Genomic DNA, 25,070 nt, shown 5'->3' on the forward strand with positions numbered 1-25,070 from the left:
CGGTTGAATTTTCCTCTCTATATCGCTAAAAGGTATGTGCGTTCTAAAAGTACCCAGAACGCGGTCAACATCATTAATTTTATCACCTTTTTAGTTATAGTTATTGGTTCTGCAGCACTTTTTATTGTGCTTTCGGCTTTCGCCGGATTAAAAACTTTTAGCCTTTCATTTACCGAATCTTTTGATCCGGACTTAAAGGCTTCTCCAGTAACCGGAAAGATATTTACCATAACGCCCGAACAGGAACAACGTTTACTTTCTGTTGACGGTCTCGCATTTTACGCTAAAGAAATAGAAGAAAAGGTATCTCTTGAACACCGGGGTAAAAATCATATTGCATACATAAAAGGTATCGATAGTAATTACACCAAAGTAACCGGTGTTGACAGTACACTCTACATTGGCGATTGGACAATTAATGATACCCAAGTAGTGGCAGGTTTAGGTATTGCCAATATATTAGGGGTAACTATCAATCAGTTTCGTAGCCCAATGCAGATTTATGCCTTTAAACCGGGTAAAGGCTCTATTTCACAACAAAGTATTTCATCGCTTTATAATCAACTACCTATGGTCATTGGCGGTGTTTATGCCGTAGAGGCTGATTTGGATAATAAATATGTGTTTGCCGATTTAAGATTGACTCAGGCTTTATTAGAAAAAGATTCGCTTTCCATTTCAGGTATTAATTTTAAGATGGATGAAGGTGTTGAACCAATTACGGTTCGAGATGAAATTCAGTCTATCCTAGGTGCTAACGTGCAATTGAAAAATAGACAGCAATTAAATAGTACGCTTTATAAAATGCTAAATACTGAAAATGTGGCTACCTATCTCATTTTCACCTTAGTACTTATCATTGCACTGTTTAATGTAGTAGGCGCTATTATAATGATGATTTTAGATAAACAACAAAATTCTAAAACACTTTACAGCCTTGGTACTACCATTAAAGAATTGCGCCGAATTTACTTTGTACAAGGAGTTCTAGTTACTGGTTTTGGCGGATTAATTGGTGTGCTACTAGGTGTCCTGATTGTATGGTCTCAACTTGCGTTTAGTTGGTTGAAAATTACCCCGTCGCTGGCTTACCCTGTAAAGTTTGAATTCATCAACATTGTCATAGTGCTGGCAACCATTTTAGTATTGGGCGTAATTGCTTCTAAAATTGCAAGTAGCCGTATCAATAAAAAGCTGGTAGACCTTTAAGCGTTGGTAAATTGGTGGTCACCAAACTTTTGCAACACCTCATCAAAAGCAGCAAATACAGATGCAGAGTCATCACTAGTAACCATTTTCATACGATACTCCTTAAAGTTGGGGATACCCTTGAAATAGTTGGTATAGTGCCTTCTGGTTTCAAATACCCCTAATATTTCGCCCTTCCAGTCTATTGACATCTGCAAGTGACGTCGAGCAGCTTCTACACGCTCTGCCATAGTAGGTGGCGCTAAGTGTGTTCCTGTTTCAAAAAAGTGCTTTATTTCCCTAAATATCCAAGGATAACCAATACTTGCACGACCGATCATAGCGCCATCCAATCCGTATTCATCACGCATTTTCATAGCTGTTTCCGGGGAATTTACATCACCGTTACCAAATACGGGTATATGCATTCTTGGGTTGTTCTTGACATCCCTAATTGGGTTCCAATCTGCACTACCCTTGTACATTTGTGCACGGGTTCTACCATGAATAGCAATTGCGGCACAGCCTACATCTTGTAAGCGCTCTGCAACCTCAACAATTTTTATAGAGCTATCATCCCAACCCAGTCTAGTTTTTACCGTAATGGGCAAATTGCTATGTTCTACCATTGCCTTGGTCAAAGAGACCATTAAATCGATATCTTTCAAAATACCAGCTCCTGCTCCTCTAGAAACTACTTTCTTTACAGGGCAACCAAAATTAATATCTATAATATCTGGCTTAGACTTTTCTACAATCTCTACAGATTGCAGCATACTATCTAGATTGGCACCAAATATTTGAATACCTACAGGGCGTTCTTTTTCGTAAATATCTAACTTCATGACACTCTTTGCGGCATCACGAATCAATCCTTCCGAAGAAATAAATTCTGTGTATACCACATCGGCACCCTGCTCTTTACAAAGGGCTCTAAATGGTGGGTCGCTCACATCTTCCATCGGTGCTAAAAGCAACGGGAAATCAGGCAGTTGTATGTCTCCTATTTTGGGCACTGGCGTATTTTAATTTTGGGTTGCAAAGTTATATAAAAATACGGGAAGGGCATTACTACCATTTTTGTATAAATTGTGGCCTTTTGAAGTGGATTGCTGAGGTCTGAAATACATGTTTGTAGAAAGGGTGTAAATTAGTTACAAAATTAGGTCTTCGACTACGCTTAGACTGACATTTTATTACTTAATTTTCTTGCCAATTGCTTTATGAACAATACACTTCTTATCGTCTCGCTTCCTTTTGAGCCTGTTTTGTTTGGTGTAAAGTTAAACATGCATCTTATTCTAGAGTACCTGGCTTTCTTTATTGGATTTCGATACTATGTTTTTCTAAGAAAAAAGAGTGCTGATGTCATTTCATCTAACAACCGGCTTTCTATTATAATAGGTGCCGTCTTTGGGGCTTTGTTTCTCTCACGCGTAGTTGCCTTTTTTGAAAATCCTGTGGCTCATATTTATGAAGATTGGCTATACAATCTGAACAACAAAACTATAATGGGCGGACTCTTTGGTGGTCTACTGGGTGTGGAGCTTGCCAAAAAAATCATAGGGGAGAAGCATTCGTCTGGAGACCTATTTACCCTACCTATTATCTTAGGGATTATTATTGGTAGAATCGGCTGTTTTTTAGCAGGTATTAAAGAGTTTACCTATGGGAAGGAAACAACAATGTTTACAGGAATGGACTTAGGAGACGGTATTAAAAGGCATCCTATTGCGTTGTATGAAGTGGTATTTTTGACGGTGGTTTTTATGATCATCCGTAGACTTCTAAAATCGAATCATACTTTTAAAAACGGTGACTTATTTAAGCTCTTTATGGTCTGTTACTTTTCCCTTCGTTTCTGTATCGAGTTTTTAAAACCCAACAGTTTTTATTTATTAGGACTGAGTAGCATTCAAATATTATGTTTAATTTGTTTGGTTTACTACTATAAATTCGTCCTACAGGGAATTACATATGTCCGAAAGAAACTATACATATTATGACTTTACTTTAAGCCTTTGCCCAGAATGTTTACGACGGGTAGATGCCAAAATCGTTTTTGAAAACGATAAGGTATACATGCTCAAAAATTGTAAAGAGCATGGTAAATCTAAAGTGCTTATAGCCGATGATATTGAGTATTACAAGAATATTAGAAACTATAATAAGGCTTCTGAATACCCTAAAACATTCAATACAGAAACGCATTATGGTTGCCCATATGATTGCGGACTTTGCCCTGACCATGAACAACATTCTTGTCTTACGGTAATTGAACTTACCGATCGTTGCAACCTTACCTGCCCAACTTGTTATGCAGGATCTTCTCCTACTTATGGTAGACATAGAACGCTTGAGGAAATAAAAAAAATGCTCGATGTCATCGTAAAAAATGAAGGAGAACCAGATGTGGTGCAGCTGAGCGGTGGTGAACCCACTATACACCCGCAGTTCTTTGAAATTCTAGATTATGCAAAATCACTTCCTATTCGGCATTTAATGTTGAACACCAACGGAATTAAAATTGCCAAAGATTTTGAATTTGCAAAACGATTAGCCACCTATGCTCCAGATTTTGAAGTGTATTTACAGTTTGATTCTTTGGACAACAAAGTATTGCAAACTTTAAGAGGCGCAGACCTTGCGGAAGTTCGTTTACAAGCCCTTGAACATCTTAACAAATTAAATCTTTCTACCACTCTTGTTGTTGTTTTACAAAAAGAACTCAACGATCATGAAATGGGAAGCACCATCGACTTTGCCTTAAAACAAAAATGTGTGCGCGGAGTTACTTTTCAACCCACACAGATTGCTGGCCGATTAGAGAACTTCGAAGTAGATGAAAATCGTATTACATTAACCGAGGTGCGACGAAAAATATTAGAGCAATCTCCCATTTTTGAATCTGATGACCTAATACCTGTGCCTTGTAACCCTGATGCTTTGGTGATGGCTTATGCTTTAAAATTAGGAGATGAAGTGAATCCGTTAACGCGTTTTATAAATCCTGATGATTTGTTAAACGAAGGAAAAAACACCATTATCTATGAGCAAGATGAACAGCTACATGGTAAAATGATCGAGTTGTTCAGTACTGGAAACTCCGTTGAAAAAGCTTCTGAAAACTTAAAGAGTATTATGTGTTGCCTGCCAGAAATTGATGCGCCTGAGCTTGGATATGACAACCTATTTCGTATCATTATCATGCAATTTATAGATGCCCATAATTTTGATGTACGTGCCATTAAAAAATCATGTGTACACATTGTAAATAAAGACTATAAAATTATTCCGTTCGAGACTATGAACCTCTTTTACCGAGATGATAAAATTGAACGATTAAAGGAACTACAAAACGAAATGATATGATTTTAGAAGTTGGTAATCTTGATGGTCTTGCTACATTTTTGTTTCTAATTATGTTTGGTCCCGCAATATTGTTCATCATAATCGGAGCGATTTTGTTTTATTATAAAAAGAAAAAAGCGGGTAAGGTCTTTATGATATTAGCAGGCGTGTATTGCCTAATAAGCCTTGGTATATGCGGTGCTATGCTATCTTAGAAATTGTTATAATCGCTTATTTTCGTCTGTATTCTTACTTTTAGAATTATCACGGATTTTTGTGTTCCCGAATTTATATCTAAAACCGAATACAAATAATCGACTTTCAGGCCTAGTACTTGTAGCGTTATTTTGGTCAAGGTAGTTTCTTGTAGAAAAAGTATTTCCGTTATTAAATATATCTTCTACTCCTATTGAAACACTAGCATCTTTATTCCAAAAAGTCTTTCTAAAATTTATACCTAATTTACTATAGGCTCTATATCTAGCATTACCTCTAACGTACGGAGAAATATAGTTAAAAGCTAAATCTGCATAGAGCGATTCGTCTTTTAAAAGGGTAAAATAGTTATTCGCTCTTACATATGTTGTCCAAATAGAATTCTCAATAATAGCATCTGTTGTTATATCATTAAACTTATTTTGATTATAAGATTGGCTCACCAAAAAATAAAAGTACCAGTATGACGTAAGATATTTAGACACACTTATATCTGCGCCAAAACTGTAATTGGTTTCTAAATTTAGATATTGGGCTTTGAGGATATTCGTCGTATTATCTTGAATAAATTGTAGTACTTGTTCGTCTGATTTTATACTGGTAAATAAGGCAAACTTAAAGTCTTTGTCGTACACATAATCAACTTCTGCGTATGTGCGGTAAGCTGGTTTTAAATTAGGGTTTCCCTCAAGGATAGAATTTGCGGATAGGTAATATTGAAAAGGGTTAATACTGCTATATCTTGCCCGCGTAATTCGCCTGTAGTATTTTACCATGAAAGCATTTTTGTCTTTTGTATAAGACATTGACAGGTTTGGGAACAAATCAAAATAAGAAGTCGTGTTCGTCAACGATAAAACATCTAAATCTCCCTTTGTATCTGTATATTCTGCTCTAAGACCTACATTCAACTTCCATTTTTCCCAATTGTTGCTAAGACTGACATACCCTGCATAAATTTGTTCGTCGTAATTGAAAATACCAGATTCCGTAGGGTCGACACCTTCAAAGGTATCATCGAAGCCTGACTGTAATATACTTGCTTCTGAGTTTATATTGGCAAACCTTAAACCAGTTTCCATAGTAGAATGCTCTGATAATGGTAAGGTAAGATCTGTTTGGGCACTGAAAAGATTTATGATTTGGTCTGATTCTACATTTAAAGTATTCTCAGAAGTATTCTCTATAAAACCCTCTACAATGGCATTGTTTAATTCCTGACTCTCTTTAAAATCATAATATGTATAATGTGCATTTGTTGCTATTTCTGCTCCTTTATCACTCAATTTATGTACCCAATCTAAATAGTTAGAGGAGTTATAGGTATCATCGTTTACTATATTGAGCCCTTTTAAACGCGCTATTAAATCTGCATCTGTATTTCCTATATTGGTCGTAGAAGTATATAAGCTGTTGCCATTGGGCGAAAAACTTGAGGTGGAAGAAAGACTAATCGCATTTTTATCATTTAATTCAACATCTAAAAAAAGGTTTAGATTATGACTTTTTTTCTTAGAAATAGATTTTTGCTCTGCTGTCCAAATATCACTTTCCTGTCCGTCTTCAAAAAATGTGGTAACATCAGAGTACCTGGTCCAATCCCTATCATGACTAAAGCTATAGTTTGTTGAAAAATCTATTTTTTTACCTTTAAAAAAGTGATCTGTACCTACAGTATGTTTTGGTAAAACCCCTTGTGTATATCTATTAAAAACAGCACCATTATAACCTGCAACCAGGTTTTTCTTCATTTTAATGTCAATCAACAATCCGCCTTCAGCACTATATTTTGCAGGGGGACTCGTTATTACTTCTATAGATTGTACATTACCTGCTGAACTGCCGCTAAGTAAATTAATAATATCACTTTCTGGTAAGTTCACTAGCTTACCATTGATCATCACATTAACATTAGGGCTGCCATTAATGTACAGTCGATTATTCATTACCATTACACCAGGAGTACGTTTTAGAACACTCCAGATATCTCCATCAGAAATTGCAGTGTTTTCCACAGTAAAAATATGCCGATCCGCCAGTTGTTCTAATTTCGGTTTGTTTTGAGTTACAACCACTTCGTCTAACTCTTGGGCGCTTTGAAGAATTAGAGGTTTCAGTTCTATATTTTCTGTAACTGAAATATTAGCGCTCTCAACAGTATTTGCTATATAACTGGCAACAATATTATACGTACCTGAAGAAACTGCTTTAAATTCATAAAAACCTTGATCATTTGTTACTGTGCCTTTAATGAATTCACCTTCGCCGGTCAACAAAATTACATTTGCTAAAACGACAGGGTTATGATTTTCATCTACTACTACACCTTTAATAATAAAATCTTGGGCAAACGCTAGGGTAAACGTAAGACAGAGTAGTAGTGTTAAGTAAAAATTCCTAGTCATTTAGTGTGCGTAAAACACCTAAATGTAGGAAAGTAATATTGAATTATCTTACAGTATTCTTAAATTTTTCTTAATAAAAAACAAAGGTTCTGATAGTTAAACAGTTAGCCTTAATCAAGGCGTTCTCTCTCTATTTTATCTATATCACGCTGATTGTCTTCTAAGCGGAAATTACCAAAGTTATACGTGAAGCCAAACTTTACATATTGAGTTTCGGGTTTAATAAAAAAACTGTTATCCTGATTTAAATATTTAGAAGATAAATAAGAATTGTAGTTTCCTAATAAATCATTGGCACTTACACTCAAAACCGCTCTGTTATCTAAAAAAGATTTTCTTAGGCCCACTGATAGATTGGTAGATTCCTCTTGAATGAAAGAACCTTGTAGCCAACCTGATAAATATACAAATCCTAATTCTCCCTTAAAACTACCATCGTTGGAAAGCGTCACGTAATTGGTAAGGTCAACATATGCCCCGTTGTAATCATTCTTAAATGTATAATCATCGCTCTGTAGGGCTATAAATGTTTCATCTTCATGAAATAACGAAATATAGCTATACAAATACCACCTGTTGGTAATAGATTTTCCATAGGTAAAATCGAACCCATAGGAAGTACTTTCCAGTACATTTTGCGTAATATCCCTCAAAACAAAATCATTATTGTCTTGAAAAGTAAGAGTTGAAATATACTTGCCATTATCTCTATAATAGAAATCAAAATAGTATTCTTGATTCAGCGTATAATTCAAATTAAAATTATGACTAAAGCTTGGTGTTAAATTAGGGTTCCCTTCCTCAAAGGTGCGCTCATTAATATATGTTCTAAACGGATTTAAATCTTCATACCTAGGGCGCTGTACCTTTCTTGCATAATCAAACGATAAACTGTGATTTTCATTAATACTATGTAGTATGTACAAGGACGGAAAAAGTTCAAAATAGTTAAGATCATTTATACTAGATACATTGACCGACACCCCAGAACTTTCTGTTTGTTCTGCACGTAATCCTGTTTTTACGCTCCATTTTTCCCAGTCTTTGGATAAACTAAAGTATCCCGCATATACGCTTTCATCATAGGTGTAGTCATCAGACAAATTGGATATAAACTCCGTTCCGTTATTCTCTAAAAAATAATCTAATTTACTTTCAGAGTCTATAAAAGAACCTTTTGCCCCTGTTTCAAAAAATACACTACCTAAATAATCAGTGTAATCTATTTGAGCAGTCTTTATTTCTATATGTTGATTGGCAATAGTAGAGAAATTAAAATCGCGAAGAAATGAGCCGCTAGGTTGAAAATAATCTGAGTTTACTTCTTGATTTCGATCTAAATCAAAATTTGTATAATGTGCATTTACTGTTAAGTTCCCTTGGTCCTTAAATTGATGTTTGAATGTAAGATCACCGGAAATATTATTCTTTCTTTCATTCAGCAAACTCTGTGTTGTAAATAAAGAATCTAAAACACCCGATGCATTTTTAATTGTAGTTTCCTGGAAAAAATCGGCATCCCTTTTTGGTTGAAATAGGGCATTACTTGTAAAACTTAGGGTATTGTTATCATTAAAATCATAATCTATAGCCAAACCCGCACTATGTGTATTGCTTCGGATTACTTGATCAAAATCAGTATCCCAAACAGAAACAATACCGGTATCATCCATAAAATTAGTATTGTTCAGTGTATTTTTAAATTCCTTCTTAGGTGTAAAATTATAACTGGCATGAACGTTTAACTTTTTGGTTTTATAAAAATGCGATGTTCCAAAATTGTACTTTGGAAAGACCCCTTGTGTATACCCCGCATTTACATTGCCTTTATAACCAACGGATACATTTTTACTGGTAACGATATTCAAAATTGATCCGCCCTCAGCATCATAACTTGCTGGCGGATTATGTATTACCTCAACTGACTTTATATTCTCTCCTTGGTAGTTTTCTAACAGGCTTCTAACCTCTTCTGAAGACAATTGCACTTTACGATTGTTGATATAAACTGTAGTGGCTTGATTTCTGACTTTCAGTTCATCATTCATCATAATCACTCCTGGTGTTTGACGAAGAATGTCCCAAGAATTGTTCTGAGAAATAACCGTGTTTTCTACATTGAAAACAATACGATCCACTTCTCTTTTAACTACAGGTTTGTTACTGGTTACAGTTACCTCGTTTAATTGTTCTGCTTCCTGTTCTATAATCAAGGCTCCAATTTTAGTGTCCATTAAAATTTCAAGAGGCAAATTATTAGAGACTTGACCAACATATGATGCCTTTAAGAAATAAAGCCCTTCATCAACCTCAGAAAAGAAAAAAGCCCCATTTTCATCTGCAGAAGTACCTTTTACCAAAGTTGAATCTGTAACGGTCAGCAAAAACACGGAAGCAAATGCGATAGGTTCTTGGTATTGATCTTTAACCTCTCCTTTTAATTCAAAGGATTGACTATATCCAAAATGGGACATACCTATGCAGAAGAATAAAATAGCTGTTAGTAGTTTCAATGGCGACTCGGGGTTGGTAATCAAATCTAGTAAAAAAAACGTTGTAATCCTTTACAATATATGTAATCCAAACCAATCTTTACAACAATAAATAGGTAACTACACTCAAGCTTAGCGCTATAAATTAGATTATATTTGCAATTGCTCTTTAATGCCTTGGCAAGAATCAGGGTACAAAACAGCTTTATTATTACTGTTACCGCTATGAAAAACATTAGAAATTTCTGCATTATTGCACATATTGACCATGGTAAAAGCACCTTGGCAGACAGACTGTTAGAGTTTACCGGATCTGTTACGGATCGAGAGAAAAAAGAACAGCTACTGGACAGTATGGATCTTGAAAGGGAGCGTGGTATCACTATAAAAAGTCATGCCATACAAATGGACTACACCTATAAAGGTGAGCAATATATTTTAAACTTAATTGACACCCCTGGCCACGTAGATTTCTCTTACGAGGTTTCTAGATCCATTGCAGCCTGTGAGGGTGCCCTGCTAGTTGTAGATGCGGCTCAGAGCATACAAGCGCAGACCATCTCTAACCTATATTTAGCATTAGAAAACGATTTAGAAATTATACCTGTTTTAAATAAGGTAGATTTACCTAGTGCCAACCCAGAAGAGGTTACTGACGATATCGTTGACCTTTTAGGGTGCGATGCAGATGAAGTTATACCTGCATCTGCAAAGACAGGTATTGGTATTGAAGAAATATTAGCAGCTATTATTGAGCGTATTCCTGCTCCTACCGGTAATCCAGATGAAGCGCTGCAAGCTTTGGTGTTTGATTCTGTCTACAACCCTTTTAGAGGTGTTGAAACTTACTTTAGAGTTATAAACGGTGAAATAAAAAAAGGACAAAAGATAAAATTCGTAGCTACTGACAAAGATTACTTTGCGGATGAGGTAGGAACTTTAAAGTTGAACCAAGAAGTTAAAAAGAGCGTAAAAGCTGGTGATGTTGGTTATTTAATAACGGGTATTAAAGATGCTCGTGAAGTAAAAGTGGGTGACACCATTACTGATGCCGCTAACCCAACCAAAAATGCGATTGCAGGATTTGAAGATGTAAAACCAATGGTATTTGCAGGGATTTATCCCGTTGATACAGATGAGTTTGAAGAATTACGTGCTTCAATGGAAAAATTACAATTGAACGATGCCTCTCTTGTATTTGCACCAGAAAGTAGTGCTGCCCTAGGTTTTGGGTTTAGATGTGGTTTCTTAGGTATGCTTCACATGGAAATCATTCAGGAGCGTTTAGAGCGAGAGTTCAATATGACGGTAATAACCACGGTACCCAACGTTAGTTATCATGCATATACTCGTAAAGATCCTGAAACACCTATTATTGTAAACAACCCTACAGATTTACCAGACCCTTCTGGTATAGACCGTGTAGAAGAACCTTATATTAAAGCCACTATCATTACAAAATCTGACTTTGTTGGTAATGTAATGTCTTTGTGTATTGAGAAAAGAGGTCAAATTACGAACCAAACGTATTTGACTACCGAACGTGTTGAACTTAATTTTGACATGCCATTGGCAGAAATCGTTTTTGATTTCTATGACCGACTTAAAACTGTTTCAAAAGGCTATGCTTCTTTTGATTATGCACCAATAGGTATGCGTACCTCTAAATTAGTACGTGTAGATATTCTTTTAAACGCACAACCGGTAGATGCCCTTTCTGCTCTTATTCATGCAGATAATGCTGTTCATATTGGTAAAAAAATGTGTGAAAAGCTGAAGGAATTGATACCAAGACAACAGTTTGATATTCCTATTCAGGCAGCTATCGGTGCAAAAATTATCTCTAGAGAAACTACCAAAGCACTACGTAAAGATGTAACCGCTAAATGTTATGGTGGTGATATTTCGCGTAAGCGTAAGCTTCTAGAAAAGCAGAAGAAAGGTAAAAAACGTATGCGTCAAGTAGGTAACGTAGAGGTGCCACAAGAGGCATTTATGGCGGTATTGAAGTTGAACGACTAAACATCAGATTACTCTAACCACTTTCTAAAGTCGGAAGTGGTAGAGGTACTGGTCATTGCTTTTTCTTTACACCCTTTCACCGTAATAAGCAATCGGTTTTTAAAGTGACTCTCTATCTGTTCTATAAAATCTATATGCACAATTTCGCTACGGTTTATTCTAAAGAACTTTTTAGGTGGCAGTTGTTGTATTATGCCCCCAATAGTTTGTGATATGGGGTGTCGTTTGCCTTCTTGGTCAACGGCAATACAGAAATCTCCAGAGGCTTCTATCATAGCAATTTCAGATGTATTCAATAGTTGTATGCCATTAAGTCTCTTGATAACAAAACGCTTCTTATAATTGCTCTGCTCTTCTTGCAATGCTGATTTTAATGCACTTAATGTTTCATTGCTTAGTTTGCTATCATAGTCGCCCTGTTTAAAAAGAGATTGATACTTTTCCAATGCTTTTATGAAATCAGCATTCGTGTATGGTTTTAAGATATATGCAATGCCGTTGGTATTAAATGCCTGAAATAAATAATCGTCATAAGCCGAACAAAATATGATTGGGCAACTTACCTCTACGGCATTAAATAAATCAAAAGAAATACCGTCTAACAATTTAATATCTGACAAGATAAGGTCGTACGAATTAGCTTCTAAAAGCGTTTTACCTTCAGTAATAGATCTTGCCCAATGATTTGTTATATCATTATCAAAAAACGTTTTAAGGTGGCTCAATAATTTCTGATAAGCGGGAATTTCATCTTCTAAAATTAAAAGTGTCATAGGCTTCTCATTAGTTACTTAGTTTAATTATAGGAATTGAAATTTTAAACTCGGTTTCACTATCCTCTATTTTAGGAATCTCTTCTGAGAGTAATTTATATCTTGCTTTTAGGTTGTTAAGACCTGTACCTAAACTATCGTTTAAGACTGTAAATTTTGATTTGTTGTTTGTCACTGTCAACCAATTCTCATCAATATCAATACTGGTATGTACTTTATTTTCTCCACTTGCCTTGTTGTGTTTTATTACATTTTCCAATAACGCTTGTATAGCACCGGTGGGTAAAAATTTATTGGAAAAGTCGCTGTTCTTATTGATGTGAAAACTATAATCATCCCCAAATCGTGTTTGAATAAGAAACATATAATTATCCGCTAAATTCATTTCTTCTGAAAACTCCATGACCTCAGCATCTTTTGTTTGAATCAAGTATCTATAGATTAATGAAAGACGATTTATATATTCCTTTGCCTTATCAGCATTACTATCTATTAAAGCATCTAAAGTGTTTAGATTGTTAAAAAGAAAATGAGGATCTAATTGCGAACGTAAAAGCTTAAGCTCATTCTCTTTCTGCTGTTTTTGAATTTTTACAACCTGTGTTTGGCTTTCATAAAACTTCTTGGTCAACAAAATACCCAAGGGAATACCAACATTATCAGCACCAGCAAAAAGACCGTCTAATAATGCTCTGTGCCAAACCGGGTATGTTCTGTAATCATTTTCACATGACCAATACCCGGCAAGGTTTTCTATAAAACCCGTTACGGTCAATATTACAATAGCTAAGCTAATGAACAGGAAGTAGTTTGTATTCTTCAATAAGAAATTTGGTAACAACCAATACATAAACAACCCAATAGCAATGCATGCCATGACTATATATGTTGGAATATCAACTATAAATTCTAACGGGTCATTGCCATAAACATAATACTGCCAAACATTAAGAAGTGATGTTACTCCTATAATAACACCCAGTAATATGAAGTCTGACTTATTTAGTTTCGTATTCATTTACGTTGCTGTATTAATTGTCTTGTTTAATACGGTTTTGTTCCTCTTTTGAAGCGTTCTCTCGCTTATTGCTTTTTCCAAATTTAGAACCAAAGCTATAGTTCAATTGTAAAAATACATTGTTTCTGGCCCAATTAGAAACGATAGTTGCATCTACATTATCATAGCTTACACTGCCGGTAAAAGGTCTTTGAATCAACTCTTCATACTCTAAACTAACCTTTAATTTATCATCAAGAAAACTTTTACTGATGGCTAAATCAATACCTGCCATCCATTCATATTCAATAATACCTTCTAATCCGCCAGATGTATAATAGCCTGATATTTCCGAATTGATTTCCCAAGGCAATTCATATTCTGCGCTCGTAAACCAAGTAATACTCCATTTAGACAAATCTAGCTCAGGATCTAGATTTTCTGATGCGTAACGATTATGATTGGCGATTACACCGGTATACCCATCTAATCCGTTAATAAAACTTAAGGGTGCAAAGAGGCTAAAATTCCAATTTTCGTTCTTTGCCAAATTGATCATGGTTCTAGAAGTCTCGGCAGATGCATCGTTCTGGGTTATGATTTCAAATAATTGATCTGAGGTTTCTCTATAACTTATGTTGAAGAACGGTTGGTTCTCATACGTCAAATTAAACTGATAGCTGTTGGTAAAAGCAGGTTTTAGATTGGGGTTTCCTTCTTCAAAAGTAAACGGATCATAGAAATACACGAAAGAATTTAGCGAGCTGTAAGACGGTCTGCGAATTCTATAACTGTATGCAAGGTTAGCACTGATCTCTTCTGTAATTTCTCGGCTTAGGCTTGCACTTGGAAATAGTTTAGATATTTTTCTTGTTCTTGTTTCTCCCGTAGTCGTTGCAGTGCCCCGGGTATCACTTTCTTCCCAACGTAATCCACCGGAAAAGCTCCATTTATCGACCTTTACGTTTAATTTAGAATACAATGCCAGTATTGTTTCATCTACCAAGAACCTGTTGCTCTCTGCCGGTTGAAACTGAAATACACCTTCATCATCTTCTGTAAAAGACTGTAAATCGCTATCTGATTCTACATCTGAAAATTTAGCGCCTGCATTCCAGGAAAAGCTCTCATTGACCGTTCTTTTATAGTCGGCTTTATACGTATTGATCTTGTATGCTGCATCTTGAAAGTAACGTCTATTATCATAAGGTAGTTCAGAAGTGCCTATTTGAAATAAATTGTTTTCATTGTCATAACCGTAGTCCACAAAATTATAATCCAGTACAAGTTTATTCTTATCGTCTTTAAACTCGTAATACGGGTTCAAGGATTTAATATTTCTGTTTCTATCGAAACTATTATCGGTTAATAAGATAATGTTAGATGTACCGTTTGAAATGGTCGTGTTATTATTAGAAACACGATCAGAATCACTGTTTACTATTCTACCACTTACACCAATTGAATGTTTGTCTGTTATATAATAATCAAGACCCGCCCCAACATTAATAATAATTGGATCAAAGGCAGATTTTGAAGTCTGTTCATAAGTGTCATCCAAAACACTACGAGACAGTATTAGATCATCTCTAGAAGTTGATTTTCTATACCCTGCGCTCAATTGCCAATTAAGTTTGTTTTTATAACTAGCAACCGATGCACTTGTAGCATACTCAAACCTATTCTCATAACCTACCATTTGCTTTACGTTACCATGAGTACCTAGTTTTACATTATTCTTTAAAATGATGTTTAATATAGGACCCGCGCCTTCAGCATCATATTCCGAGCCTGGCTGTTGTATTAATTCTACTTTAGAAATATTGTCTGCAGGCAAATCTCTGAGCAAGCTAGCCGTATCCATATAATCTGTAGTCTTGCCGTTTATAAGTATTCTAATATTACCTTGGCCCGCATAACTTACATTACCATTAGTCAATATAATACCCGGCACTTTTTTTACAACATCCTGAAGATTGGTATTCACCATATCTGAATTTTCAAGATTTACTATAAGTTTTTCCGCGGTCTGTTTAATTTGTGGTCTCTTACTTTTTACAACAACCTCATCTAGGTTTTGAGCTTCTTCTTGTAAGGTAAAATCAAGGACTACATTGGATCCTGATAATTGTAGTTCATCAGATTTTTTGGTTTCGAACCCTAATACCGATACTTCTATTACATAAGTGCCATTTGCAAGGTTTTCAAACACATAAGTTCCATTGTCATTGCTAATTACTCCCGTAACCGCTTCTTCTTTTCCCACTTCGTATAGAATGATGTTGGCAAAAGAAAGCGGTGTTTCTAATGTGTCTGTAATAGTACCGTTGATGGTGTTCTGTGCAATAGAAACAGCTGTGATGAATAGTGCTGCTATTAAAGTTGTTAATTTAAATTTCATGACTGATCGTTTTATTATTGATACCATAAAACTATAGTCAGCACTCGCTTAAATAAAGTAAATTCTGCTCAATTGGGATAAAAAAGGGATGAGTTGGGTATTCTTTTGGATATAGATTTTAGAAAACAAAAACTGGTGTTACAGTTGGGGGCTATCGTATTAATTAAAGTCTAATATATTTAGGTCAAAAATTAACAACTGTAACACACGAAATAAAATTTAATTTCTTTGGCAAGCCAATTCTCTAAAAACTTCTTCATCTGTTGGGTTATTTTCTAATACAGTTATTACAGTTTCTAAAGATTGTCCTTCAAAATCCTCTATAATAGTTCCGTTAACAACTATGTCGTCTCCATCCTTACATACATTATAATCTGCTACATTAGGTCCTGAACATTCATAACAATCGCCAGATAAACCAAACTCTTTTTCAAATTCTGCACATTATTGCTCAGCGGCATCATTAAATTCAAGATTACTGGGTAGATTTAGCAATTCACCTATAGCCTCCCCATCGCTACGTAATCTAATTTTTCCTGGTTCTTCCTCACAAATTTCAACTCCTTCAACATTACAAGCTACACAATTATTAGCATCGCTTTTATTACACGAAACGGTAAAAATCATAAGAAAAGTTACTGAGATTACTAGTTTTAAGTTTTTCATTTTCAACATTTTAAAGGTTAGCTCTATTTATTTGATAAAACTAATGTTGAAATTTACGGAAGACAATACCCTAATTACTGTATTTATATCTACTGGTTTTCCTTTAGATGAATACAGGTTTGAACAATATTAAGAAAATGACTTAAGCTTTTGATGTTTTAGCTTTCTTTCGCTTCTTCTTTATCTGGGTCTTCGTTTGGAAACATTTTACCCAAATATGCCAGTTTATAGCCTTTCTGAATATCTGTAAATTCTTTACTGAATGCCGTAATAATGTGAATATCACCCTCTGGGTCTAAAAGGAACAAAGGAACAATATCAGCGTCTGCCTTTGTAATCTCGATCAAACCTTCATAATGCTCAGTGTCGTGAAGTTCTATTTCATGAATAGCCGGAAATTTTCTTGCTGCTTCGGTCAATTTTATAAAATCATCCGTATGTGAAAACAAACCTTCTTTAGGGTTGTTTTCTGGGTCAGACATTTCATCTGCATCTACCAATCTAAATGATCCGTTCTCACCAAATGCATCTTGAAACTTATCTATGGCATATTTGTTTATATCAGAGTTTGCGGTTAATGCCATTAAATACCCAATATCATTCAGTTCTATATTATCAGTTAAATTGTCTGAATATATATTCGCCGAAATAGCTTCTAAACCTAATTTTTCGGCTTTATCAATATTAGACTGGTTATTGTCAATTAATACAACGTGCCTGTCGTTTTTATGGAGATATTCACCTATTAAACGTGATACTTTTGATGCCCCTAAAATCAAAATTCCTTCAGACTTATTTAGAAAAACCCCTATTAGTTTAGCAAACACTCTAGCCGTTGTGGCATTTAACAAAACGGTACCAAGAACAATCATGAATACCAATGGTGTAATATATTCTGCTCCAGCCTCTCCTTTAGTCAATAATTTAGATCCAAATAAAGATGCTATACCTGCCGCTACAATACCCCTGGGACCTACCCAACTAATAAACAGCTTTTCATTGAACTTTAAATTAGAACCAATGGAGCTCAAGAAAACCCCTAGTGGTCTAATAATCAATACAATGGATAAGAACAGTGCTATCGTTTTCCATGTAAATATTAATTCTAAATCTGAAATATCAATATTAGCCGCCAGTAAAATGAACAGTATGGATATCAAAAGAATACTTAAAGATTCTTTGAAATATAATAGCTCTTTAATATTCGGTAAATTGGTATTTCCCATTACCATACCCATTACAACCACAGCTAGTAAGCCAGATTCATGTGCAAAAACATCTGACATTACAAAAACTCCCAAAACCACGGATAATGACACTACGTTCAATAAATAATGTGGAATAAAGTTCTTCTTTATCAAAAACGTAAGTGCGTGAGCAAAAGTGAATCCGAAAGTAAAACCAAATAATAATATTTTAGCAAACTCGATCAATGCAGTCATAGTATACGCCTGACCTTCGCCTACACTAATAAATTCATAAACTAAAACCGCGGCCAATGCGCCAATGGGATCAATTAAAATACCTTCCCATTTTAATATTGCGGAAACATCTTTTTTAAGCGGAATATTCCTTAAAATAGGAGTAATTACCGTAGGGCCCGTTACAATTATCAAAGCTGAAAACAGGAAACATAGCTGCCATGAAAGTCCAAATAAAAAGTAGGCTGCAAATGCCGCCCCAAAAAAGGTGGTTAAACTACCAAGAGTGATTAATTTGGTAATTACCGGACCAATATTTTTAATCTCTGAACGCTTAAGCGTTAGTCCGCCTTCAAATAATATAATGCTTATTGCCAGCGACACAAAATAGTACAACCCTTCTCCAGGAAAAAGACCTTTGTCTCCGTTCCATATGGGTTCAATAATTTTTGACCCGTCTTCAGTATACAATGTTGACAATGGACCAACGATTAAACCTATAAGAATTAAGGGTAAAATTGCAGGTAGTTTTAAGCGCCATGCCACCCATTGAGCAAGTATTCCTAAAATGATAATTCCAGCAAGCTCTAGCATTTATTTGATTTTGGATAAAAATAACAATTATAGACCAGTAAACGACATAAATAACTTACCATAACCCCTATTTTAATTCTGGGTGTTTTATTACGCAATAAGATAATTGTATAAGGTAAAACCTAATCTAACATCAAAAGCGTATATTGTTATTTTAGACTTTGAAAATCAATCTCTTTTAGATTAGAATTTATAAAATATCTTTAATAATAGAATTGACAGCTAATTTTATATGTATGAATCTATATTCTCTTTCAAAACTATATTATAAAATGTAACAATATAAAATTACTAAAGAAGTTGATGTAAGACAGCTATTGAAAGTTTTGGTTTGCATAATACTTTTGACTTTTTCAATTCATTTTTAATTATTTCAACGTCAGTTATAAATGTATTTATTACACTAAGTTTAATCCTACAAAAGAACAGGAAAAAACACTATAATAGGAAAGACTTTTATAACTTCGTGACTATCACAAAAAATAATTAGTTCTTATTATTAAAATAATAGTTTAGCTCAATTAACTTATATCTATTAAAAATGTTTGTTCCAGAAAAGCGTTCAATCTTAAAAAGCCCTTTGCTTTATGGGCTTTTGTCATTTTTTCTAGTTCTGATTATTACTCAATTTATTGCTTATCAAAAATACCAGTTAGATCAAAAAACGGAACAGCGAGAAATTGAAAATAGAGTATCAAAATTAAAAGTTGATTTACAGAACGTACTTGGTCAAAGTTTCAATACTACACATACTTTGGCTTTTATTGTTGACCAATACGGCATACCAGAAAATTTTGATAGTGTAGCTCAATTACTTTTAAACAGTAACAAAAGTATTGATGCCATAGAATTAGTAAATGAAAAAGGAATAATTACCCATGTGTATCCATTAAAAGGAAATGAGGTTATTGGATTGAATATTCTAAATGATCCCGATAATAAAATGGGGGCTAGGACTACTCTTAAAAAAGGTGATTATTACACCGCCGGACCTATCTATTTAAGACAAGGTGGTTCAGGTATTATTGGACGAAAACCTATGTTCAAAAATGGCGAATTTAATGGGTTTGCATCAGCTGTTGTACGTCTGTCAACTGTGTTAAATGCTATTCAACTTGATACATTAAACGAATCTAATTTCTCATATGAGTTAGTAAAAATTAATCTAGACCAAACTGAAGAAACTTTTTATGCATCTAAAAATATTCCTAAAGAAGGCGCCACTACATTACCGTTAACTACAAGTCAAGGAGAATGGAAGCTATATGTGTATTCAAACAGAGACAAATATAATTCCACTGCTATAATATTCTCTATTTTAGGTTTTCTACTCGCAATCGTTTGCGGTTTACTGTTATGGTTTTTAATGCGGCAGCCTTCAAAGCTTAACAGATTAGTTGATGAAAAAACAGCTCTACTTAAAGAAAGTCAAGAGCGCTATAAAATGCTTATAGACGAAGCTTCCGATGGTATTTTTCTATCAGATTTTAAGGGTAATGTACTAGATGCCAACCCATTTGCCATTCAAATGTTCAAGTATAGCAAACAAGAACTTTTAAATAAAAATATTGCGGAATTGATATTGTCAGAAGACCAAGATAAGCTTCCTGAAAATTTCGCTAGAATTAGCGAAGGCGAATTAATGCGTGCCGAACATAAAATGATAGGAAAAGATGGCTCTATATTTTATGGAGAGGTGAGCGGTAAAAAATTAAGTGATTCTACCGTATTGGGTATTGTAAGAGATGTAACCAAAAGGAAAGAGCTTGAATTATCTGTCAAAGAAAATTTGGTAAAGTTCAGTAAAGCTTACAATAACGGTTTTGTTGGTATGGTCATCAAAGATGAAAATAAGCGCTTTCTTGATGCCAATTGTTATTTTCTAAATTTAATAGGTTTTTCGTTAGAAGAGATAAAAGGAAAAACTATGCATGAACTAGGGCTAGTAGATATGGAGGAAGCTGTAAAGACGAACCCCAATCTAAGTGCCTTTATTAACTCTGATCGCGTTGATAAAATTGAAATAGAACTAAAGACCAAGAACGGGCAAAAACTGCATTTAATTACATCAAATGAACCTTACGAGTATTTAGGGGAAAAACTTAGTTTAAGTACATACGTTGATCAAACCGAATCAAAAAATACCAGCATAGCTATTGAGAGAAGTAAAAAAAGGTATAAGCAGTTTACAGAACGAATTTCAGATGCCTTTGTAAGTTTTGATCAAAATTGGTGCTTTACAGATATCAATGCTAAAGCAGCCAAAATTGTTGGAATGGATCCTAAAGAAATGCTAGGAAAAAATGTTTGGGAAGCGTTTCCATCATTTAAAAATTCAGAAGCTTACGCGATTTACAAAGGAGCTGTTGCAAAACAGGTATACACCCATTTTGAACAATACCACGAAGAGGTAGGTCGATGGATTGAAAATCACATCTATCCATCTTCTAATGGAATATCAATCTTTTTCAAAGACATCACTTATAGAAAAAAAACAGATGAAGAAAAACAGCGACTTGTTTCCATAATAGAAAATAGTCCCGGTTTTATTGGGTTGGCAACACTAGAAGGTAAGCCGCTTTTCTTAAATGATGCCGGTAAAAAATTGGTGAATTTACCTAAAGATATTGACCCAAAAAGTATCACGATATTTGACTTTTTTGTAGATGAGTACAGAGATGTTATAGTAAATGAGCACCTGCCCGCTATTATGGAGAAAGGACTATGGACAGGTGAAGTTCCTCTCAAAAACTTTAAAACCAATATACCTACTCCTTTAGAATTTTCCGGTTTCTTAATTAAAGATGAGAAAACCAACAAACCAATTGCAATAGGTGCTATTGGGTTCGATTTAACCGAACGTAAAAAAACCCAAAAAGAAATTCTTGCCTTACAAAGCAAAATGGACGCTGCAATAAGAATTGGTAAAATTGGTTATTGGGATTTTGATATGAACACGAATACGTATATCTGTTCCCCTTTGATCTATACTATTTATGATATAAGCCCAGATACCATTTTGACAACATCTTTTCTTGAAACTCTTATTCATCCAGATGATTTAGAATTACATCGTCAAAACATAAGAGAGATAATTAAAGAAAAAAACACTCATGCCTTTACCTACAGAATCATTGTTAAAGATGGTTCTATAAAACATTTAATGGTAGAAATTGAGATTGTCAGAAATTCTGACAATAGAGCAATTGATATTAAAGGAACGACTATTGATATTACAAAACAAAAAGAGGCTGATTTTGAAATTCTAGATTTACAGTCTAAAATGAATGCGGCCATAAGAATAGGGAATATAGGGTACTGGGACTTTGATTTTGCAACTCAAAAAATTAATTGGTCTTCTAAAATGTATGAAATATACGATATCGCTTTAGGCACCGAGATTACCTTAGATCTAATCGAAAGTATATTACACTCAGACGATATTGAACCTCACCGTGAAGTTGTAAAAGAAGCTCAATACGAAACCGATATAGTATCATTTTCATATAGAGTTATCCATAAAGATAATTCCATAAAATATTTATACGTTCAAATGGAGGTAGAACGAGATATTGATAATGTGCCAATTAAATATAGAGGAACGACTATTGATATTACAAAACAAAAAGAAGCTAATATTGAAATTCTAGATTTACAGTCTAAAATGAATGCAGCTATAAGAATAGGCAATATAGGGTATTGGCATTGGGACATGACCGGCAATAATGTAGAATGGTCTAAAGAAATGTATGCAATTCATAATATAGAGCCTAGCACACAAATGACTCCAGACTTGGTTAGAGAAATCATTTATCACAAAGATATAGCTGTTTTAGATAAAAAACTTGCAGAAAAAAATGGAGAAAGCGGATCTAAACCCAGTAATTACAGAATACAACTTAAAGACAATTCATTTAAATATTTTTTGGCCTTTTCCGAAATAATTTATGATGAAAGAGGCAAACCTATTATTTACCATGGTACGGCTATGGATATTACCAAAAACATACTATCAGAATTAGCACTTAAAGAAAGTCAAGAGAAATTCTCTAAAGCTTTTCAAACCAATCTTATGGGTATGCTCATTTTAGATGAGCAAAGACACGTAATCGAAGCTAATGAAATGGTGTATAACATTTTAGAGACCTCTAAGGAAAAATTGATAGGTAAGAAGGTCATTGAGTCTAAAGAAATTTTAATAGATGAAAATGAAAGAAATAGACTTTGGAAAAAACTTGAAAAAGAAGGTGAGATATTGAACGAAGAATATAAAATTGAACTTAAAAGTGGCGTAAAAAAAGCACTCATAATGTCTATTGCACCATTGCAATTAAAACAGAAAATCAATTATTTGGTCAATATATACGATGATTCAAAAAGAAAAGAAGCAGAGAATAGGCTAGAGACACAATATTATGAACTACAAAAAACCAATTCAGAATTAGATAGTTTTGTTTATAGCGCATCTCATGAATTAAGAGCGCCTTTATCTTCTGTTTTAGGGCTTATTCAGCTAATTCAAATGGAAGATGTGGACCCAAAATTATTTCAGCATTTGAATATGATGGAAAAATCAATCGAAAGATTAGATGATTTTATCAAAGATATTATAGAATATTCTAGAAATAAGCACCTAGCTCTTAGCTTAGATTCTATAAATTTTACTAACTTAATAGAACATTCTATTGAAAGTTTATGGTATTTAGAAAATACTCAAAAAATAAATATCAAAATTAATGTTATAGATAAGGTAGATTTTGTATCAGATAGTAAGAGAATATCCGTTTTATTGAATAATTTTATATCTAATGCCATCAAGTATCATAATATCAATAAAAATAATGCCACTATTTGGGTCGATGTTAAAACTACCAAAAAAGAAGCCGTTTTAATTATTAAAGATAACGGGGTTGGTATAGCAGAAGAACAACTAGAAAAGATATTTGAAATGTTCTATAGGGTATCTTCAAAAGTAATGGGCTCTGGTATTGGACTCTTTATAGTACAAGAAGTGGTATCTAAACTGAATGGAACAATAGATGTACGGTCAAAAATTGGTAATGGCACGACGTTTACTATTAAAATACCAAATAAAACAGGTAAATAACAATATGGCTAAGAATATAAATATTTTATTAATTGACGATTCGGATGTGGACAACTTTATAAACAAAGCCATTATTTCGAAAGAAGATAATATTTCTCAAATTACAACCATGACCTCTGGGCGTGAAGCGCTAAATCATTTAAGTAGTATTATTGACAATACCGAAGCATACCCTGATGTTATTTTCTTGGATATTAAAATGCCAGGCATGAGCGGATTTGAATTTTTAAATGAATATGTCACTTTATCAGATTCATTAACGGATCACTGTAAAATTTATATACTAAGTTCATCCTTAGATAATTTAGATTCTGAAAAAGGAAAAGAATATTCAGTTGTTAAAAAACATTTGACCAAGCCCTTGGCGCATCATGCTATTGGTGATTTACTAAGTGAAGACTAGTTTTTCATTTAAAGTAATTATTAACTATTTCATATCTACATCACTACACCATTAAAAAGTCTTATAATCTACAGGTTAAATGATAATACTTTCTTAATAATACTAAGAATACAGACACTTTTATTATTTTGCTCCTTATGAAAATTTATCCTGTTGAAACCGGTAATTTTAAATTGGATGGTGGTGCTATGTTCGGCGTAGTGCCCAAAACAATTTGGCAAAGAACAAACCCGGCAGACGATAATAATTTAATAGATATTGCCGCTAGAAGTCTTTTAATTGAAGATGGTGATAGATTAATATTGGTAGATACCGGTATGGGCAATAAACAGTCTGATCAATTTTTTGGCTATTACTACCGTTGGGGAAATTTTACAATAGATTCTTCTTTAAAAAAACATGGTTTTCATAGAGATGATATTACCGATGTCTTTTTAACACACCTTCACTTTGATCATGTTGGTGGTGCCATACAATGGAACAAGAATAAAACCGGATACGAACCTGCTTTTAAAAATGCCAAATTTTGGACCAATGAAAAACATTGGAAATGGGCAACGGAACCCAATCCAAGAGAAAAAGCATCTTTCTTAACAGAGAATCTTATGCCTATGCAAGAAAGTGGACAATTATTCTTTGTTGATGATGCAGAAGAAAGTTTTCTAAAGAATAGTCCTTTAGGTTTTGACATCCGTTTTGTAGATGGTCATACAGAAAAACAAATGCTTCCCCAATTCTCATATCAAGGTAAAACAATAGCCTATATGGCTGATCTCATACCTACAGTTGGCCATATCTCATTGCCTTATGTTATGGGTTATGACACCAGACCACTAATGACAATGTCAGAAAAAAAGATATTCTTGAACGAAGCTGCAGATAATAATTACTTTCTCTTTTTTGAACACGATGCCGATAACCAACTTTGTACTCTAAAACACACGGATAGGGGTGTTCGTTTAGATAAAATTTATTCTTTTAACGAGCTCTTCAATTCATAATATACTAACAATAAACATTAACTAATAGTTGCC

General features: G+C 34.2%; 16 protein-coding genes. 8 read left to right on the forward strand and 8 right to left on the reverse strand.

Translation table 11 applies throughout. The annotated features are described in order from the left end of the window. Positions 1-3: 3 nt before the first annotated feature. A complete protein-coding gene (locus P177_RS00620) occupies positions 4-1,209 on the forward strand; it encodes an ABC transporter permease (protein ID WP_036150774.1) in 1,206 nt (401 codons plus the stop codon). On the opposite strand, the gene dusB is transcribed toward P177_RS00620, so the two are convergent. Continuing rightward, positions 1,206-2,204: a tRNA dihydrouridine synthase DusB gene (gene dusB / locus P177_RS00625; protein ID WP_036150776.1), complete on the reverse strand. Its 999-nt coding sequence runs from the start codon at positions 2,202-2,204 to the stop codon at positions 1,206-1,208. The two genes, P177_RS00620 and dusB, sit on opposite strands and share 4 nt — an antisense overlap. A gap of 207 nt (positions 2,205-2,411) precedes the next feature. Between dusB and P177_RS00630 the strand changes: the two genes are divergently transcribed. Genes P177_RS00630 through P177_RS00640 form a run of 3 tightly spaced genes read left to right on the forward strand, consistent with a single transcriptional unit; the run spans position 2,412 to position 4,754 of the window. Then, the gene (locus P177_RS00630) at positions 2,412-3,194 is read left to right on the forward strand and encodes a prolipoprotein diacylglyceryl transferase family protein (protein WP_036150778.1); all 783 of its coding nucleotides are present in this window, start codon (positions 2,412-2,414) and stop codon (positions 3,192-3,194) included. Beyond that, entirely contained in the window at positions 3,166-4,560 is a 1,395-nt protein-coding gene (locus P177_RS00635) for a radical SAM protein (protein WP_036150780.1), read from the forward strand. The genes P177_RS00630 and P177_RS00635 overlap by 29 nt, the downstream gene beginning before the upstream one ends. Further along, positions 4,557-4,754, forward strand: coding sequence for a hypothetical protein (locus P177_RS00640; RefSeq protein ID WP_036150782.1), 198 nt, complete (start codon positions 4,557-4,559; stop codon positions 4,752-4,754). Before P177_RS00635 ends, P177_RS00640 begins: the two co-directional genes overlap by 4 nt. A gap of 6 nt (positions 4,755-4,760) precedes the next feature. On the opposite strand, the gene P177_RS00645 is transcribed toward P177_RS00640, so the two are convergent. Beyond that, positions 4,761-7,160: an outer membrane beta-barrel family protein gene (locus P177_RS00645; protein ID WP_036150784.1), complete on the reverse strand. Its 2,400-nt coding sequence runs from the start codon at positions 7,158-7,160 to the stop codon at positions 4,761-4,763. 110 nt (positions 7,161-7,270) lie between these two features. After that, on the reverse strand, positions 7,271-9,673 hold the full coding sequence (locus P177_RS00650) for an outer membrane beta-barrel family protein (RefSeq protein WP_051941926.1): 2,403 nt from the start codon (positions 9,671-9,673) through the stop codon (positions 7,271-7,273). 204 nt (positions 9,674-9,877) lie between these two features. Between P177_RS00650 and lepA the strand changes: the two genes are divergently transcribed. Beyond that, on the forward strand, positions 9,878-11,674 hold the full coding sequence (lepA, locus tag P177_RS00655; RefSeq protein ID WP_036157537.1) for a translation elongation factor 4: 1,797 nt from the start codon (positions 9,878-9,880) through the stop codon (positions 11,672-11,674). 8 nt (positions 11,675-11,682) lie between these two features. Here lepA and P177_RS00660 read toward each other — a convergent pair whose 3' ends face one another. From P177_RS00660 to P177_RS00680, 5 genes are all read right to left on the reverse strand, one after another. Further along, complete coding sequence (locus P177_RS00660) at positions 11,683-12,447, reverse strand: LytR/AlgR family response regulator transcription factor (RefSeq protein ID WP_036150789.1); 765 nt, start codon at positions 12,445-12,447, stop codon at positions 11,683-11,685. Positions 12,448-12,457: 10 nt separating this feature from the next. Then, the gene (locus P177_RS00665) at positions 12,458-13,465 is read right to left on the reverse strand and encodes a sensor histidine kinase (protein ID WP_036150792.1); all 1,008 of its coding nucleotides are present in this window, start codon (positions 13,463-13,465) and stop codon (positions 12,458-12,460) included. A gap of 13 nt (positions 13,466-13,478) precedes the next feature. Continuing rightward, positions 13,479-15,845, reverse strand: a complete 2,367-nt coding sequence (locus P177_RS00670) for an outer membrane beta-barrel protein (protein ID WP_084684580.1) — start codon at positions 15,843-15,845, stop codon at positions 13,479-13,481. 444 nt (positions 15,846-16,289) lie between these two features. Beyond that, positions 16,290-16,511: a hypothetical protein gene (locus P177_RS00675; protein ID WP_157486404.1), complete on the reverse strand. Its 222-nt coding sequence runs from the start codon at positions 16,509-16,511 to the stop codon at positions 16,290-16,292. 158 nt (positions 16,512-16,669) lie between these two features. Beyond that, a complete protein-coding gene (locus P177_RS00680; protein ID WP_036150799.1) occupies positions 16,670-18,526 on the reverse strand; it encodes a cation:proton antiporter in 1,857 nt (618 codons plus the stop codon). Between the two features lie 595 nt (positions 18,527-19,121). On the opposite strand from P177_RS00680, the gene P177_RS19250 reads away from it, so the two are divergent. From P177_RS19250 to P177_RS00695, 3 genes are all read left to right on the forward strand, one after another. Beyond that, entirely contained in the window at positions 19,122-23,633 is a 4,512-nt protein-coding gene (locus tag P177_RS19250; protein ID WP_167333084.1) for a PAS domain S-box protein, read from the forward strand. 4 nt (positions 23,634-23,637) lie between these two features. Further along, positions 23,638-24,036: a response regulator gene (locus tag P177_RS00690; protein ID WP_036157541.1), complete on the forward strand. Its 399-nt coding sequence runs from the start codon at positions 23,638-23,640 to the stop codon at positions 24,034-24,036. A 137-nt stretch (positions 24,037-24,173) separates the two neighbouring features. Then, the gene (locus P177_RS00695; RefSeq protein WP_036150801.1) at positions 24,174-25,037 is read left to right on the forward strand and encodes an MBL fold metallo-hydrolase; all 864 of its coding nucleotides are present in this window, start codon (positions 24,174-24,176) and stop codon (positions 25,035-25,037) included. Positions 25,038-25,070 lie beyond the last annotated feature (33 nt).

Origin of the sequence: Maribacter forsetii DSM 18668 (assembly GCF_000744105.1) — a bacterium.
Classification (GTDB): Bacteria; Bacteroidota; Bacteroidia; order Flavobacteriales; family Flavobacteriaceae; genus Maribacter; species Maribacter forsetii.